Origin of the sequence: Guptibacillus hwajinpoensis, assembly GCF_020171785.1 — a bacterium.
Classification (GTDB): domain Bacteria; phylum Bacillota; class Bacilli; order Bacillales; family Guptibacillaceae; genus Guptibacillus; species Guptibacillus sedimenti.
Genome location: NZ_JAIVAE010000004.1, coordinates 199,228 through 217,176, shown reverse-complemented (window position 1 = coordinate 217,176; position 17,949 = coordinate 199,228). Strand labels below are relative to the sequence as shown.

The following is a 17,949-nucleotide window of genomic DNA, read 5'->3' as shown; positions in this document are numbered from 1 at the left end:
TACAAAAAATGAGAGATCATCGTATAAAACGACATCTCTCACTTTTACTAGATGATTCACTTCAAGTCAGCTAATTCTTTTTCGATATCAATGACGCTGTTCCCACCAAGGAGATTAAATTGATCATAAGAATTCTTTTCTAAAAGCGTTCCTGTACCTGTCGGAAGTCGGTTTGGCCATGAAAGGTAAAGAGGCGCGTCATTCTTTGCCGCAAGCACAGCTCCCGTTAATGCATCAGCAAAACCTTTTCCAGTCGCAAAATACGCTTGTTCGTTTCCAAGAGGAAGGTTCTTAATAATTTCCTGGTTCGTTTCAAAGCGATCTTTCCCTGCATACCGCTTATAATCTGTAATTTCTGTGAGAGCTTTTTCACTGATCACGCCGCTACTTCCTACGACAATTACATTATCATAGTTTTGGATTTCAGCAGCGGTTTCTTTTGGAAGCTTATCCGTTAAGGACAGATAAATCGGATAACCATTTTTCGCTGCGTATGGGGCAATCGATAAGGCATCGGGATAATTCATGCCGTATGCTAGAATTGCCGTCTCATTCTTCTTTGGAAGATTATCGGCGATAATCGCTGCTGTATCAAAGCGATTTTTTCCTCCGAAACGCTCAACTTCGATCCCCATAGCTTTGATTTCATCACTTACTTTGTTTGTGATTGCACCAGAACTTCCTAAAATGATCACCTTGTTCGGCTCTAATCTTTCTAACTCTTTTTTCGTTGAATCTGTGAGTTTATTATCCTCTGTTAATAGCATTGGGGCGTCATGCTGATAAGCAAGTGGCGTTCCTGCAAGGGCATCAGGGAACTCTCCACCTCTTGCTAAAACAACAGTCTCCGCATGATCCCATCCTTTTTGTGAGATCGCCACTGCCGTTTTATAGCGGTCTTTCCCAGAGAGGCGTTCCCCTAATTGCGTCATTTCGATAGAAGAGATATAACCAATCGCTCCATCGTCTGTCTCCGCCTTATACCAAACATAATGGTTGTTTAGCGGATCCGCTTTCGTTGAGTTATCATATACGTTCGAACTGAGTAACGTCAGCGGACGAGGTTTCGCAGTCGATTCTTCGACGACGGGAGAGCTCGTCGTTGGTGCTTCACGTAATCTTGCTGATGATAAGACTATCTCATTTTCTTGATACAGTTGAGACGTTTGATGCAGCTCCTTTTCCGGAAGCTCGTAATGATCCTTTTTGAAATAAAGTTGATTTCCACTACCATATTCAAAATCATCTAGCTCAAAATTAAATGGAATAGGATGAAATTCGCTATACAAGTTTGAATTCTCAATCGTTTGATAGACTTGCTCTTGATACGCCTCTAAGTTTCGTTCAGTAGAACCTTTACTTAAATAAATTGGGCTATTTTCCTGTACCTGACCATTGTAGGCTAATACCGCGAAATACCAACTTTCAAGCACATCTCGTTCATTATCATTTACAGTTGGGAGCTTGCCACTTTTCCCCTCAAACTTTTCGTTAAGAATTTGAAGGCCGCTGCTAATGTTGTAGGCTACATCGTTTTTCAACCGCTCCTGGTCGAAGCGCGAATCGTTTGTCACCTGCATGACCCCAATCCCACCATCTTCTGAAATGAGATCCTGGTTCCACGCGCTTTCTTCAAAAGCGACTGCCTTTGCAATTTCTGGCGGAATGTCTTGTATAATTGCTTCTTCTGTTAACAGTTTACTAATCTCTGCTTTCGTACTTGGCTCTTCTGCCGCGGCACCGCCAGTTCCAAATCCACTTACAATTAGTAAAGCGATAACTACTTGAACCACTCTTTTCTTCATTCGTTCCTCCCCTTTCCATCTTTTAGCATTGTATCAAATTCATAGATTGAAATGGGGGTAAATGGAAAGAAAGTAGAGAGTGGGGTGAGGGTGGGGGGCAAATGGAAGGGGTCAGGTACGTACCTGACCCCCGCTGCTTTAAACCACAAAAGGAGCTACCTCTGGCAGCTCCTTTTGTGGTCTTTATTCCATTTTATTCAGAAAGCTTTTTCAATACGTCGTCACTTACCGCACCCGTTCCACCAGTGATAGTAAAGTTCGCTGCATCTAATTCATTAATCGCATCTTCTGTTGCTTTAGGTAACTTGTTCGGCTGAACAAGTAGAATTGAAGCATTTTCTTTTGCTGCAAGTACGGATCCTGCTAATGCATCCGCAAAGTCCATGCCAGTTGCGACAAATACTTTTGCAGAAGGGTTCAAATCAGTTGCAATGGTTGCTGCCGTTGCAAAACGATCTTTGCCAGCATAGCGTGTTGCATCTGGTAGCATGTCTTTTACTTTCTCACTTACGACGCCTGATCCACCTGCAACAATGGTGTGATCAATGCCACTGATTGCACGATCTGTTACTTTCGGTAACTTGTCATCTTCCGTTAATAGAATCGGGAATCCATTACGCGCTGCATAAGAAGCAACAGATAGGGCATCCGGGAAGTCCATCCCGTTTGCAACAACGGCCTGCTCAGGTGAGCCACCCAGGCGCGCTGCAATGTTTGCTGCTGTCTCAAAACGATCTTTCCCATTGATTCGCTCTGTATCAATATCAAGTCCTTCAATTTGATACTCAACATAGTTGCTAACAGCACCCGTTCCGCCAAGAATGAAGACTTTCTTCGCACCAAGACGCTGAATTTCTGCTCTTACTTCTTTATTCAAAGACTTTTGCCCTGTTAGAAGAATCGGGGCATCCATTTTATAAGCAAGAGGTGCTCCTGCTAACGCATCAGGGAACTGATCACCGCGAGCTAAAACTACATAGTCAGATTGCTCCCAACCAGATTGTGATACCTGAATAGCTGTTTCATAACGATCTTCTCCTGATAAGCGCATTGTTTCAGCCTCGACTATACGAGCTTCCTCTTTTGCTTTTACTGTTCCGATTTCATCAAGGTACTCAGTGAATACTTCGTAGTCGACGAGGTTTAACTGATTGATTCGACCGGAATCAGACACTTCTCCCATTGTTGTATAGCCATCGCCACCGCCTGCCATAAATGCATTGGTTGCAACAGTATACATTGCTTCAGGGTTAATATCCTCATAGCCATTTTTTGTTTTTACATTCACATCAAGAATTCGCTCCCCTACTGGAAGCTTTTCATCAAATGAAAACTTTAATCCAGAAACGTGAGGGAATCGACCTTCAGCTGTTTCAACTCCACTAACTCCGTGCTCTAATGAATCAATAATTTCTTGACCACTCATTTCCAGTGTTACAAGGTTGTTACCAAACGGCATTGTCGTTAGTACTTCACCTAACGTAATTGGGCCTTTGTCAATCGATTCACGGATTCCGCCACCGTTTGTTATTGCGATAGTTGCATCGGTAAGTTCTTGTGCTTTCGCAAGCATACCATCTGTGATCAAGTTACCAAGATTCGTTTCCCCTGTTCTAACTGAGCTACGCTTTCCATCTAGATACACATCTGAATGGCCAACAACTTGCTGTGCAAATTCATCAAGAGGTGCTTTTAATTCATTTAAAAGTGCCTCAGCTTCTGGATCAGATTCATAAATGCGTTCAAGCTCGTCATCGTCACTTAAGTCAAGAAGCTCGTCATCCCAATCAGTCAGAACGCCCTCCGCGTTAAACGTTACTTCCAAATCACCGAGGAATTTGCTATATTCATTGGCTTGTACAACGAGTGTAGGATCTTCAAATGTGTCAACGACGACCGCTTCTTCGATTTTCGTATGGCTATGTCCACCAACGACCACGTCAATGCCTTCGACTGTTTTAGCAAGCTCCACTTCAACTGTTTTTCCAAGATGAGTTAGTGCGATAATTTTATTAACGCCTTTATCTTGGAGCATTTTCACCATTTTTTCTGCTTGCTCCTGATGATTTAGAAAAGAGATTGTGTCGCCAGGGCTTGAAAGTTCGTCTGTCGATTCGATCGTAAGTCCAAATACGCCCACTTCTTCACCATTCACATCAAGAATCACAGCAGGATAAATTGTGCCGTCGTCACCAGTCATCGCCATTTCATTTTTGTATAGAGGGCTTAGATCCGGGTCTTTGCTGTAGTCGATATTTGAGCTGACGATCGGGAATTTTGTTTGCTTCACAAATTCTGAGAACGTCTTTGGCCCTTCATCAAATTCGTGATTTCCTGGAACCATGGCATCGTAGTCCATCATGTTCATGAACTGCACATCTGCAAGACCTTTGTATTTATTAAAGAATAACGTTCCAGAGAAAACATCACCGGCATCAAGTAGAATCGTGTTTGCACGTGCAGCGCGAATCTCTTCAACAGCCGTTAGACGTCTTGGTGCATTATCCAAGTGGGCATGCGTATCATTCGTATGCATAATTGTTAAATCGAAATCGCCTGTCGCAGCTTCTGCTGGTGTTGACGGCGCAGCGGCAGCAATTCCCATCGCTAGTGCTGCTGTTGATAGAACGCCGAAAAGTGGTTTTTTTAAATTCATTTGTGTCATCCCTTCCCTTTCAATCCCTCTATTTATCGAAAAACTAGACTACTAGTTATTCAAACCAGGTTTGCCGCTCTCTGCTACGAACAGAGAGCGACATCTTTAATTTTTGAATTGATTTAATACGTCATCGCTAACCGGGCCTGTCCCACCAAGAATACGAAACTGGTTGATTTCTAGTTCTTCAATCGCTTGTTTCGTAGATTCAGGCACTTTATTCGTTTCGACAAGGAGCATCGCTGCTTCATCTTTCGCTGCAAGAACAGAACCTGTTAAAGCATCTGCAAAGCCTTTTCCTGTTGCAATATAAGCTGTATCTGTTTCACCAACTAATTCAGTTGCAATCGTAGCGGCCGTTTCATAACGATCTTTACCGCTATAGCGCTTCGGTTCAGGAAGCTGATTAAACACTTCCGCTCCGATCACGCCAGTACCACCAACAACAATGGACTCATCAACTTCACGCAGTGCTGTTTTCGTTGCGGCAGGAAGTTTTGTTTTTCCAGATAGAAGAATCGGATATCCTTTGACTGCTGCATAGGAAGCAACAGATAGAGCATCTGGATAGTTATATCCGTCAGCAATGACTGCTTTCGCCGGGTTACCGTCTAAACGAGCAGCAATGTTTGCGGCTGTTTCAAAACGGTCTTTACCAGAAATACGACTAGCATCAAATCCGTAGCCTTCAAGCTGATATTCAACATAAGTCGAGATCGCTCCTGAACCGCCAAGAATAATCACCTTTTTCGCCTCAAGTCGCTGTAACTCTTCTAACACTTCTGTGTTCAACTTATTCTGCGCATTTAATAGAATTGGCGCATCGTATTTATAAGCAAGTGGACCGCCTGCTAATGCATCTGGGTAGTCATCACCACGAGCGAGAACAACGGTATCAGATTTTTCCCAGCCAGCTTTCGATACTTCAATAGCTGTTTTGTAGCGATCTTTACCAGAAATTCGTTCAACTTTATTTTTGAATTGAATCTTAGCAAGCACCGGATCGTGGTCACTTGCACGTCCATCTGCTTCACTGAAATCAGAGTTAATGTTAATGCTATCAATCATCGTACGTTTTGCTAGGTTGTTCGATACGAGGATATGATCGAGCACTTGCGCGTTACCTTGATAGTTGTACGTGTAACGTTGCTCTGTTGGAAGCTTGTTGATCATGTTTGTTAAAACATCGCCTTCAAGCGTTTCGATTGGCTTTGAAAATTCAAAGTCATTCAAGTCACCTAGAACAACAACGTTACCATTATCCATGTTCGTCACAACTTCATTAACAAAGTTGTTTACGACCGATGCTTGCTTCATGCGCTGTACTTCACTTCCTAAAACGACAGGATGATCCGCGCCAAATAGGGCACCGTCTCCACCTTTTGAGTTAAAATGATTTGCGACGACGACGACTTTTTCACCATTAAATTCGAACTCCGCTGCAAGTGCTTTACGAGAATCGTCAAAGGCTTCATTTGTTGGATCAATGCGACCAGGGTTCAAGGTTAGGCCGTTTTCATCCACGCCTACCGATGTCGTTGCATCACCTGATTTTTTCTCAGGGAAAGTAACGCGATCAGGGTTGTAGATGAAGCCGACGCGAATATTTCCGCCAGGCTGTCCGCCATCTGTTTTGTCCGCTGGTGCGATATCCGCAAACTTGTACGTTGGTCCGCCTGCTTCTTCAATCGCTTGAATAATCGCTTCGTAAGACTCGTTTGCCTTTGTCGTGCCATCATCTGTTGGACCGTTGTTATCTTGTACTTCGATTAAGCCAACGATGTCTGGTGTCTTCATGTTCTTTACGATCGATTCAGCAATTTTGCCTGTTTTCTCTTCTCCAACACCAGGATAGTAGTTTTCAATGTTGTAGGAAGCAATCGTTAGATCACCATCAGTTGTTTCCATTTTTGTAACTTCGCGCTCCGTGTCTCCTTCAATAACAGAAGGGAATGTCCCGGTTGGGCGAATTTTAAAGTTGCTGTAATCATAGCTCACGTTTCCAGTAACCGATCCGTCAAGGCGATCGCCAGTCGTAACGTCAATATCAATGCCATCAACGTCGATGAGCAGGCGCTCTGGATTTGGATCGTCTGCTGTCAGAAGAAGGCCGTTTGCACGAGTGAACAGTTGATCTTCACTTGCGTTTACGTAAACAGGAAGCTCATCGTATTTCACTGGACCTGTTACCGTTGCATCTGGAATCTCAATGAGCATCCCTTCAAGACTTTCGTAAAAGTCCAGTCCATCTGTTTTTGGATCAAATGTCTTCATTTCATCGTCTTCTACGATTTCAGTTGGAGGTGTGCGGTCTTCTCCGATTACGATTGCTTCTGGTAGTGTGTTTCCTGAAGAAGCAATCGTGATGCTTGAAGCAGTAATTTGAGTCGTTAGAAGATCTTTTGCATCGCTATAACCACCTTCACGATACTCTTTTACCTGACCGTCTACTTCTACTTTGTCACCAACACTTACACCAGCACCACCGCTTTTGTAAACGTAGATGCCTTCTGAAGTAGCGACGTTATCGTCCGGGTTTTCTTCTTGCATGTAGAATGCGTTATTGCCGTCTTTAGCTGTTACAATCCCAGCAATTTTCGTTACCGCTTTTCCTTCATAAGGAGAAGTGTGGCCTGCACCTTGAATAGTGTGAATGCTAATGCCGTCAGCGGATTTTAGAACTGTGTAGTCGAACGTAGCGACTTCACTTGTTTGACCATCTTTTGCTGCAACGGCTTTGATTGTTGTATCTTCTGTTAGTTCAATTGGGGTTGTATATGCTGTGCTTTCAGCAGTTGGTTCGCTACCATCTGTTGTGTAATGAACCGTTGCACCTTCTTCTGCTGTCGCCAGTTTGACCATCGTGCCTTCAAGAACAGATCCTGACGCAGGATTTGCTGTTACCGAGAAAGTTTTTTCGATTACATCAGCGGCGCTACGAGGTACGAGTTTGTATTCGCTATAGTTGTAGTCGATTACGCCTTTAAGAAGTTCATACGTTTTGCCGACTTCAAGAAGTGATTTGGCATTAGGCTTAATGACGAATTCACCTGAAGCGTCTTTCGCTGTGAAGTTTCCATTGCTGTCGACCGATTGAACCGTAACATCTTTAAATTGAGTAAATTCAGCTTCGTGCTGTTCACCATTTTCTTTGGAAAGGTCTGTCGATTTAAGGGACTGAGGGGTTGGGATGCCTTTGTCTTCTGTGGTGATGATTACATCAGAAGCACTTGTCATGACTTGCTGCATTCCATAGTAATCAGACATTGTTCCTTCTACAGTAACTTCATCACCTAGATTGGCAGAAATGCCTGCAGCACGAACGATGATGCCAGCTGTATCATCCTGGATAAATAGGTTGGTTTGGCCACCGGCTTCAAAGGCTGCAGTCGCCGTTCCCTTAATTTTTACTGGTGTACTGTTTGCTACTTTTCTAGCATCTGTAATGGTTGAGAGTTCTGGTTCTGGTTCTGGCTCAGGGTCTGGGGCTGTGCCGTCGGAAAGGTGGGCACCGAGGTAGTCTGTCGTGTCTTTTGAGTATTGCGTCCATTCATTTGTAAAGTCGTAGGCATCAGTGGCATCTGTATCTCCAGATTTAACTGAATCTTTACGAACAAGTGTTACATCTGAAGCAAAACTAGTATCATTACCAATCTGTCCAAATGAATCAATCACACTTCCATTTTTCTTTAATACAAGAACATCATTACCGTTAAAGTTAATAACAGAATTATTCGTTGAGTCAGCTTGAGCAAGAATTTTTTCGTTTGAATTGGAGTTTGCTAGAACGAAAACTTCTTGATTCCCCAACGTTCCTTCTAATTTAACTGAAGCTCCTGAATCAGTTTTACCATTAAAATAGGCTTCCAAGGTATAATTTGATAAATCAATTGAGGCTCCACTTCCATTATAAATTTCTATTGCTTTATTGCTGGAAGACCCTTCAATGTACTCTGAAATAATTAAGTCCTGAAACGTCTCTTCAGCTGCTGACGCATACTGAGAAACAGGAGCTGCGAAAAAACTAAGAACCATTGAAAATATTAGCGCAAAGCTAATAAAACGACTGGTTGATCTTCGTTTCAAATTTCATCCCCCCGGATATGTAGTCGAATTTTGGTGATAGTCCCACCAATTGTCAGTATACAATAACTTTAGGCCCAAATGTGTAAAAATAGCGTAAATTGTCTAACTTTAGAATGCGCTTACATTATATAGAAGGGGTCAGGCTCGAACCTGACCCCCCTTAAAGACAAAACCGCTCTTTTCACTGCATTTGTCCACGCTGACGGGACACTCCTCATTGTAAAAATCCACCTTTATTGAGTGCTGCTCATTGTAAAGACTGTGTGAATTTAATATATGCCAATAGGTTTACTAGTTTAGCAACTCTTAACTTAAAAACAAGCGTACAAGTCGAAAGTACTAGTTCTGAGCACTAAAAAACCACCTAATCGATGGCTCGATCAGGTGGTTCAGAGGCAGGTTTATCTTCTTCTTTCTTACATCTCTTCCTTGATGGGTTGGATCCATCATGCTCTAGTTAAGGAAAGATGTTCTTGAAGATCCTAGAGGGATCAAATCACGGTAAACTTGCGAAGATTTTTCATTGTTTGGTGGTTTCAGAGAATAGGAAGAATCTCTTTTTCAATCCATTGAAAGCTATGATAAGGGCGTATACCTTGATTGAGTAGACAGGTTGTCCCCTCCCTGAATCGAGAGTCGTTGCTTATAAAGACAAAGACTTTTCTTGCATGCTTTCGAGCAAAGTGAGCGGTCGTCATCGCACCACTTTTTACGTTAGCTTCTAAAATCACCACATGACTTGACCATGCACTGATTAATGCGTTTCGCTGAATAAATTACTTTGGTGCAGGTGCTGTGCCAGGTGGATACCGTGAAATGACAGCGCCTTCATTAATGACTGCTTCGTAGAGCGAGCGGTGCTCTTTCGGATAACACTCATCAACCCCAGTTGCAATAAAAGCCATCGGATGCCCACTATTTGCGAGGCAGGCAGTGTGAGCAGCATGATCGATGCCTTTCGCGAGACCGCTAATAACAGGTATGTTCAGGCTTGAGAGTCTGGTGGATAAATCTTCCGCAGCACGTCGTGCGTGATCGGAACAAGAACGGGAACCAACAATACCGACAGAAGGTAAGCACGGTTTGATCTGACCTTTGACATATAGTAGAACGGGCGATTCAGCAACATCTTTTGCATAACTCGGATATAGCGGGTCATCTCGGGGTAAAAGCCAGATCTCCTTTTTCTGAACAAGGTCAAGAATCCGTTTCGAATTTTCAAGAGAACGCGCAGCAGCAATAGCTTCGCGGGCACGAGGAGAGATTCCGATTTCCTTTAGTTCAGATGGAGAGGCATCATAGACTCGTTCTGGATTTCCGAATGCGCCCAGTAATTTCTTTTGCGTTACAGGGCCAATATGCGGAATCGAACTTAGCCAGATCCAGCGCTCCATTCATTCACTTCTCTTTCATGATAAATTTTAGAGTAAGGCGTTTTATTTACTGGGTAAATTAGAGAGCAGATAAATCTTTTTCCCTTTCCATTCTGGCAACTTCTGCACAAGATCTGGTGGAGACGATGGTTCCTCATTTTCGACGTAGCGCTGATAAGCTTCCCGTGAAGGTTTTTGAAACAGTGAGAGTATGTAATCAGGGTAAGCGTGCGGATTCTTTAAATATGAAATAAAAGCACGATAACTGCTCCACATATAGTCCGCTGGCTTAGCAACCATGCGGGCTTTAACTGGATTAAGGTGAATGTATTTACTAACATCAATTTCATAGTCAATTGAATCAAGCAGTTCAGCATTGTAGCGACCTTGAAAAACGTGGCCTGTGTACTCATATTTGTCGTTGAAATATCTAGCATAGTTGGAGTTGATCACTTTCATGATTTCACCAGGGGGATGGTCGAAGGTTTCGATGGAGAGATGCACATGGTTAGTCATGAGACAGTATACGTGTAGGCGAAATGGAAAGGCGAGACGAGCTTGTTCTAGAATTTGTAAATACTTTTGACGATCGATTCGTTCTTCAAACAACGGTGCTTTTCGATTTCCACGGCAAATAATGTGATACTTTGCACCAGGAAACCAGGTTCGTTTCTTTCGAGGCATTCGAATGACTCCTTTGGCAAGGAAAATGGGGAATTTCTACTATAGCGGGGCTGATATTTGTAGTATACCACTTTTCAAGAATTTGGGAATAGTTAATTAATAAATTATTCAGAAATATTTTTTAATTGTTTTTGAAGGATATTGAAGAGAGAGGTAATAGAGCGGGCGAAGGGGGTCAGGTACGAACCAGACCCCCTTCGCCCCTCTTTCACCCGCAAATCCATATCCACCATAGCTTTTCAGCTCTTTAGATATGTTTTTCTATTGAAAAAGTGTCCACCTGAGGTGGACACTTTTGGGGGTGTTGTCTTTTGGAGGGGTCAGGCTCGAGCCTGCCCCCTCATCTCCTACTCTTTACCTCGCCATCATTTCCTTAACCACTTGCTCACTAACCGCTCCTGTACCGCCTAGAATTGTAAATTCGTTTGCTTTTAACATTCCAACAGCTTCTTTCGTAGTTTCAGGCAATTTGTCTGGCTGTACTAGAAGTACTGTTGCTTCTTGTCTTGCAGCAAGGACTGATCCCGCTAAGGCATCAGCGAAATCCATACCTGTTGCTACGAAAACGTGATTTGAAGGATTTAATTCTGTTGCCACTTTTGCGGCTGTACCAAAACGATCCTTGCCAGAATACCTTGTTGGTTTTGGAAGGTGTTGCGCTACTTTATCGCTCACCACTCCCGTGCCGCCTACTACAATCGTGCTTTCTTTTGATTTTAGTACTTTTTCCGTTTCATTCGGAAGCTTTTCTTTCATTGTAAAAAGAATCGGATAACCCTTTTCTGCAGCGTAGGCACCAGCTGACAAAGCATCAGGAAAATCGAGTCCATTTACAACGATCGCTTTTTCGGAATCACCCATACGTGCCGAAATATTTGCGGCCGTTTCAAATCGGTCATGCCCCCCAATTCGATCGACTTTGACACCCATTCCTCGAAGTTGATAGACAACATAATCTGAGACGACACCTTCCCCTCCTAAAATAATCACTTTCTCTGGAGAAAGACGCTGAATTTCTTTTTTCGTGCTGCTAGTCAACTTGTCCTTACCTGTAAGCAGAATAGGCGCTTCTAATTGATAAGCATAAGGGACACCAGCAAGCGCATCTGCGAATTCATCACCTCTTGCCAGGATTACCGTGTCGGCTTTTTCCCAGCCTTCTTTAGAAATCTCAACTGCCGTTTCATAGCGGTCTGAACCTGACAACCGCACAGGCTCTCCTGGTTGTGTTTTTTCATAAGAAATTATCTCAAATCCATCAATTGCAGCCCACCCCGTATTATTCCCAGTTTTTGAGTAAACTCCAAATTCTAATTGACCATTTGTAACCTCGATTTGATCAATAGAAAACTTTGTCCATTTATCCCATGATGGAGATTTCATCAACTGTTTTTTCTCTTCCCCACCATAGTTTTTAACTTGTAATTCCAATTTTTCTATCCCTGACCGTACACTTACTGAAACTTTATATTTCCCATTCGGAACTTCTACCGTTCTATATGTGTACTGTTCATAATTCTCAGCTAAGTTGTGTGTTAATTTATAGTTACCTTCTAAAGGGTAATCATTGTCAACTTTATGGGCACTTTCTTGATTTGCTGGATGCCATTCATTCCAATGAGATAAATCCCCCGATTCAAAGTCTAGATTTTCAATAGTTATTGGTTTCCCTTTAGATAATGGTGAAAGTGAAATAGGTTCTGAAAGTTTTGATTCATTCCCGTATAAATCTATTGCACTTATTGAGAAAGAGTAATTCTTTTCACCTTGTAAATTTGATATAGACTTTGAGGTTTCGGTGATAGGACTTATCGATGCGACCATTTTTCCATTTTGATATACATGATAAGCTTGAAAATCAAGATCAGTATTATTATTCCACTTCAATAAAATACTTTCTTCTTGTGCTATTCCTCGAAGATCAGTTGGGGTAGCAGGTGGGTTCACATCAACCTTTTCTGGTTTAATATGAACGGGCTCGCTCGGCAGTGATTCACCTTGATCATCTACAGTAGTAATTTTGTAGCTGTAGGTTGTGCCCATTTTTAAGCCTGAATCAATAAACGTTGTTTCATCAGTAAACGTTCTCTCAATATACGGAGAGGATTTTCCATTTACAATCGTCGCTTGATATACGCTATATCCTCTGGCACCTTTCACTTGATCCCAACTCAATTCCACTTGGTTTGATTGAGTAACTTCCACATGGTTAGGTGCTAAAAGATCATTAGTGCCCTGAGTAGGCACCTCTTTTGATACTCGATGTAAGCTAAACTCATCAAAATTTGCCCAGTTTCCTCCGTTAGCGTCTGAAAATACTCCTACTGTTATTTCACCAGTAGAGACATGAATATTTTCGATAGTATATTTAGTCCACGTTCCAACTCCTGTTGAACCAATTTCTTTTGTTTTCATAGAGCTACCATGACCTTTTGCTTGAAGGGTGAGTTGATTTTGATCTCCACTTGATCTTACCCACACACTAAATTTGTACGTTCCATTAGGTACTTGTACTGTCTGGTAGGTAGCTTGCTTATAATCTCCTGAACTCCAGTGGTCTATTTTATGATTACCGTCTTTAGCTTCTTCACTACTAACACTTTGTGAAAGCTCTTGTCCATCAGGATGAGTTTCCGACCAAGACTCAAACGAGCCTGTTTCTAAACTAGGATTTTTTATATAATTCAATGAATCTTGAAAAAAATCAGTCGAGAAGCGAAACCAATTCATGTTTACTGGTTCTTCAAAAACAACATAGAGCTTTTGGGTTCCTGTTACCCCTGTTATATCTACTGGAACAGTGATAGTTTCCCAAGTATTTTCGCTACCTGTCGGATTTATTGGCACCTTTCCTATTGAATAGCCTTCATGTGATCCTACTCTAAGATCTAAGCTCGAGGCTTTCTCAGTAGCTACCCTCACCTGAACCGAATGAATCGCTTCTAAAAAATCAACCTGATTAAACGCAATATAATCTCCTTTAGCTACTCCAGTGATGAACTCCCCACCACCCACATCCGATGTAACTTCAATACGTAGGTCTTTATTTGATTTATCGTAGGATTCAGCCTCTATCTTACTAAGTGCGGGTATGACTTGGTCTCCTGTTTGCTCACCTGACCAATTAAAAGTTGCAGCTGAACCAGCTTTCAATGTATAAAGGAATGACTTTTCACCCCAATTAACTTTGATTTCTTTATCTCTATCACTTGTGTTCATTGCTAACATTACCTTTGATCCATCAGGGTTTATGAATGCAACATTTTCTATGTTACTTTGCTCACTAATATCAGAGGATTGGATTCGATTTGCACCTGGTTTTACAAACTTACTAACATGTCCTAGAATATAGTACTCTACGTTTTTAGTAATCTCACCTGTTTTTGAATCGATTGTTACTACTCCGCGACAATCCTTACAACCTGATGTTTCCGTTTTTCCGTCTTCGTCAGAAGGGGTAGTTGGGCCATGATTTTCATTTAGTGCTAAGTTCCAAAACAAAACACTTTTGCTCCAATTTCTTGTCGCCCCCACGATAATATTCTTCATATTCCAAGCAAGGTTATCACCAAAATTAGTAGACCATTCCCCACCAGAAATTTCAGTGAACCAAATTCCTTTCTCAGGATATTGATCATGAACGTTAGATTGTACTTTTGGATTTCCAGCATATGCATGGAAAGCAGATCCAGCAATATATTTTCTAGCCTCATCATCATTTAGTACCTCAACTGGATATTCTGGTTTATCCCAGTTATGATCATAAGCAATAATTTTTGTATCGATTTCTTTCTCTTCAAAAGTTGGTCCCAAGCTATTTTTTATAAACTTGACTTGTTCTGCCGCTGTCATTTTCATGCTTGGATAACCGTATTGCGTGTCATTACCTGTCGCTTCATGCAATGGTTCATTTTGCGGGGTAATCGCGTAAATTGGAATCCCTTGTTCTTCAAACGCATTAATATATTTTGCAAGGTAACTTGCATAGGAATTGTAATAGATCGGATCTAATGTACCACCGTTTAACGAATTTCCTACTTTCATCCAAGCCGGAGGACTCCACGGACTCCCCATAATTTTCACATTTTCCTTTTGAGTTAGTACTTGTTGCAATATCGAAACTACTTCTTGATCCTTTTCAATAGAAAAATGGTTTAAATCTTCATCGGTTTCTCCAATCGGCATATCATTATACGTGTATCGATCTAACGAAAAGTCAGATGATCCGATTGTCATTCTCAAGAAACTTAAGTTAATGCCTTGATCTGTAAATAAATCTTTTAGTATGGCTTTTCTTCTCTCAGGATCTAAATTTGATAGGACATGGGCTGAGGCACCAGAGATTGCGGCACCAAATCCGTCCATTTCTTGATATTTCTTTTCTTCATTCACATTAATAGTATTCTTACTAGAAGGTGAGTTTTCATTTATTAGTAATGGGATATTTTCTTGTTTTTCTAATTTTTTCGATCCATCTGCTGTAGTTAGCCAAACTTCCACCTCGTTCTCCTCTGCTGAAATTTCATTTAAGTAAAATGGCGAACTCCCAAGTAGGACAAGCATTGACAACAAAAAACTGTTTGTTATTTTCAACATTTTCTTTAGCATACTTCTACTTCCCTCCATTAGTGTAATGGCGATTCGGAATGTTAGCGCTAACATTTTATGATGAATAAAAGCCCCATATAGGGACTTAAACTATACTTGTTTATTAATCTTTATTTAATTTTGATGTTGAATTACGTATCATAATTTTTGGATCGAACAATTTTTTAGTAACCTTTTTGAATGGATTTTCTATCCTTGTAAGTAATTCACTAGCTAAAGCTTGACCAATTTCATAGACAGGCTGTTTCATTGTTGTTAAGTGTGGTTCTGCAACTTGGTCAAACAAGACTCCATCAAAACCTGCAATAGATATCTCTTTTGGGACTACTTTCCCTACCTCTCTGGCAGCACGTAAAGCTCCTAGTGCTAATACATCACTTAAACAAAATAAAGCAGTAATATCAGTACTCTCAAGTAGCTCCAGGGCCTTTGTAAAACCGTCACCTTCAGTATTATTAGAATAACGAACATAGTTAGGATTAAAAGGAATATCATTGTCTCGAAGGGCCTGTTGATAACCGTTATACCTTTTCACGGGAAAAGTATTATCTTCATCAATGACAATTATCCCTATTTTTTCGTGTCCATTTTGGAGAATATAATTGGTCATGTCATATCCTCCTTTTTGATCGTTTACATTTATACAATCAATACTTAAATTTGTATCTCCAAATAAAACACATGGAATATTCATTTTCTCTAATAATTGCTGGTCTTCTTCTTCATTTAACCCCATTGCGATAACGCCATCACATTTATAATGAGAGTCCCATTCTCTTCTCAATAAAAAGGCATAATAATTTTTACTTAATACATCACTAATACCTGCAATAAGAGTCATTAAATAAGGATCTGCCGTTTCAAGTTGGTTAGGAATTAATAAGTGAACTGTTCTCGTTCTATTGGTTACCAGAGCTTTAGCTGCATAATTCGGGTGGAACTTTAAATCATTCATTGCTGATAATATTTTATTCTTCGTTTCACTTTTTACTGAATCTGGTGAATTTATTACTCTAGATACAGTCATAACAGAGACACCTGCTTTTAAAGCAACATCTTTCATAGTAGCCATAGAATATACCTCTATTCTTCAATTACGATTATTAGTAGTACTAACAATATGTTACCGTTAACATCACTAATATAGTATTAGTCTATTAAGGTGTCAATCCAACCACTGATCCCTGAGATATTATAAATTTGCTTTGTATATTAGATAACTACTGACCGCTAATAACGGATCGCTCCAAAACATTACCTTTATTTCTAAAAAAATGAATCTTGTTCTTCTAATATAAACAGCTTTAATCTAGTAAAGTTACCCATAGTCGGATTGTTATAATATCCAATGAAGTTGTTTCTCTTAGGATACTAACTTTCAAAAAGATATGTTGCAATTGAATGTGGTGGTAATTGTGTAGAAAAATATTCGTTTTTATACTCAATCGTAAATGATTCTATTTGATCTGTTTCATTCATAATTACGATCGAAATGGAATCATCTCTGTTCATAAATGCAGTTGATTGTAGGTTCTCATTCGCCACCTCTAAACCAATTCGTTTAGCCCCAGGGCGAATAAACTTACTAAAATGACCAATATAATAGAAGGAACTATTATAATGAATTTCATTTGTTTTTGTATCAGCAATAATAGGTGCATCACATAAATTATTTACATGATTGGGTCCACCTTCTTCATTTAATACCATATTCCAATCTATATAGCCTTCAGTCCAATTATTCAAATCGCCAATCATATTACGCCCATACCGTTCACCTGTAAACCATTCGCCTAATTTCACTCCCCCTTCTTGGCAGCCTTCAGTAAATAACAAATGCTTATCAGGATAGAGATCATGTACCTTCCCTACATTTTCAAACTCTTCACTGACATACCAATGAAATCCTGTTCCCCAAACATACTTTGATGCTTCTGGATCTTCAAACACTGCCTTTGCTCGATCAACAATGACATCGCGGTTATGATCCCAAATCAGTATTTTTACATTTTCATAACCAGCACGATGCATCTGTGGTCCTAAATAATTCTTGATAAAGTCTCTTTCTTCTTCACCAGTGTAAATACAAGAGTCCCACGTCTGTACTGCTTCTGGTTCATTTTGTACAGTGATAGCCCAAATCGGAAAGCCTTCCTTTTCATAAGTAGCTATAAACTTCGTATAGTATCTTGACCATGTATCCATATATTGTTGAAGAAGTTTTCCGCCGTGGTTCATCTCGTTATTTGTTTTCATCCAAGCAGGTGGACTCCACGGTGAAGCTACTAATTTAATTTGTCCACCTTTTTCCTTTTCAGCATCCTTTAAGAGTGGAATAACCCACTTATGATCACGACTTATATCAAATGTATCTAAATTTTCATCGTAATCTTCTACGTACGTGTAGTTACCTAATGCGAAATCACAGCTGTGGATATGAACTCTACCAATTGTATAACCAAGTCCTGTATCTTGATTAAAATAGCTTTCAATCACTTCTTGTCTTTTATCAGCTGTTACTTGAGATAATGTATAAGCAGTAGCTTCTGTAAACGCACCGCCAAATCCAATAATTTCCTGGTATGTTTTTTCTGGATCAATGACAATATCGCTCTTTTCTAAGGGACTTCCTGTCTGGAACTGTAAATCTTGTTTTTTCGTAAGTAGATCTTCTGAATTTCTAGATGTTAAATACACTTTGATATTTTTCATTTATAAACTCCTCATTTATTAATTT

Annotated in this window: 7 protein-coding genes and 1 pseudogene; all 8 read right to left on the bottom strand. The window is 40.6% G+C overall.

The window, feature by feature from the left end; translation table 11 throughout:
- Window positions 1–56: 56 nt before the first annotated feature.
- Complete coding sequence (locus LCL91_RS08285) at window positions 57–1,805, bottom strand: cell wall-binding repeat-containing protein (RefSeq protein ID WP_224881590.1); 1,749 nt, start codon at window positions 1,803–1,805, stop codon at window positions 57–59.
- A gap of 193 nt (window positions 1,806–1,998) precedes the next feature.
- Window positions 1,999–4,461: a cell wall-binding repeat-containing protein gene (locus LCL91_RS08280; RefSeq protein WP_224881588.1), complete on the bottom strand. Its 2,463-nt coding sequence runs from the start codon at window positions 4,459–4,461 to the stop codon at window positions 1,999–2,001.
- 105 nt (window positions 4,462–4,566) lie between these two features.
- A complete protein-coding gene (locus tag LCL91_RS08275; protein WP_224881586.1) occupies window positions 4,567–8,547 on the bottom strand; it encodes a cell wall-binding repeat-containing protein in 3,981 nt (1,326 codons plus the stop codon).
- A gap of 536 nt (window positions 8,548–9,083) precedes the next feature.
- Window positions 9,084–9,941, bottom strand: a pseudogene (locus tag LCL91_RS08270) (DNA-processing protein DprA).
- Between the two features lie 42 nt (window positions 9,942–9,983).
- Complete coding sequence (locus tag LCL91_RS08265) at window positions 9,984–10,604, bottom strand: transposase (RefSeq protein ID WP_224881584.1); 621 nt, start codon at window positions 10,602–10,604, stop codon at window positions 9,984–9,986.
- Window positions 10,605–10,958: 354 nt separating this feature from the next.
- Window positions 10,959–15,212: a cell wall-binding repeat-containing protein gene (locus LCL91_RS08260; RefSeq protein WP_224881581.1), complete on the bottom strand. Its 4,254-nt coding sequence runs from the start codon at window positions 15,210–15,212 to the stop codon at window positions 10,959–10,961.
- Window positions 15,213–15,315: 103 nt separating this feature from the next.
- Complete coding sequence (locus LCL91_RS08255) at window positions 15,316–16,284, bottom strand: LacI family DNA-binding transcriptional regulator (RefSeq protein WP_224881578.1); 969 nt, start codon at window positions 16,282–16,284, stop codon at window positions 15,316–15,318.
- Between the two features lie 299 nt (window positions 16,285–16,583).
- Window positions 16,584–17,924 (bottom strand): glycoside hydrolase family 30 protein, encoded by a 1,341-nt coding sequence (locus LCL91_RS08250; RefSeq protein WP_224881576.1) that lies wholly within the window; start codon window positions 17,922–17,924, stop codon window positions 16,584–16,586.
- Between the last annotated feature and the right edge of the window lie 25 nt (window positions 17,925–17,949).